This is a genomic window from Microbacterium sp. BF1, from assembly GCF_019279095.1.
GTDB lineage: Bacteria > Actinomycetota > Actinomycetes > Actinomycetales > Microbacteriaceae > Microbacterium > Microbacterium maritypicum.
In genome coordinates this window covers 1-685 of the sequence record NZ_JAGYWT010000797.1, presented here as the reverse complement: position 1 = coordinate 685, position 685 = coordinate 1, and the positions used below count along the sequence as shown (strand labels likewise).

Here is a 685-nt window from a genome sequence, read left to right as displayed (position 1 = left end):
CCGGCAGTGCCCGCAGCGCCCTGTTGCCCACGGCGAGGAGAACCGCGACCAGGCACAGCGCGGCGCAGATCAGGATGGTGCCTTCGCGGCCGATCCAGGCGAGTCCGAAGCCGGCGATCAGGGGAGCGAGTGGCATCGCACCCATGCCGAGTACTCCGGCGGCGCTGTTGGCTCGACCGAGCAGGTGGCTCGGGGTGGCGACCATGAAGTAGCCCATCATGCCGGCGTTGAGCGCGGGCACGAGCAGGACCGAGGCGCCGAGCACCACCGCGATGGCCCAGGGCCCGGTGACCATCGACAGCACGATCGCGCCGACCGAGACGACCGAGAGTCCGGCGATGGTCAGGATCCCGGTCTTGATCCGCGGGACGAGCAGCGGAGCGCACACGGCGCCTACGAGCATCACGGCCCCGATCGATGCGCTCAGGGTGCCGATCAACAGCTCGGAGTACCCGTCTTGCTGGAGGGCGTAGATGACGGTCGTGATCGTGGCGTTGAAGCCGAGGTTGATGACCGTCGTGATGAGCAGCACACCGCCGAGGTCGGGGCGGGAGAGCAGCCAGCCAAACCCCTCGCGCAGCTCCGCCCAGGCGTTGGGCTTCGTCGTCGGGGCCGGAGCGACGTCGTCGTCCGCGCCCGCATCGACCACTCCTGCACGACGGGTCTGACGCCCCAGCATCCACGC

Annotated in this window: 1 pseudogene; it reads right to left on the bottom strand. The window is 69.6% G+C overall.

The window, feature by feature from the left end:
- A pseudogene (locus tag KZA10_RS16865) lies at positions 1–685 on the bottom strand (MFS transporter); the annotation flags it as partial.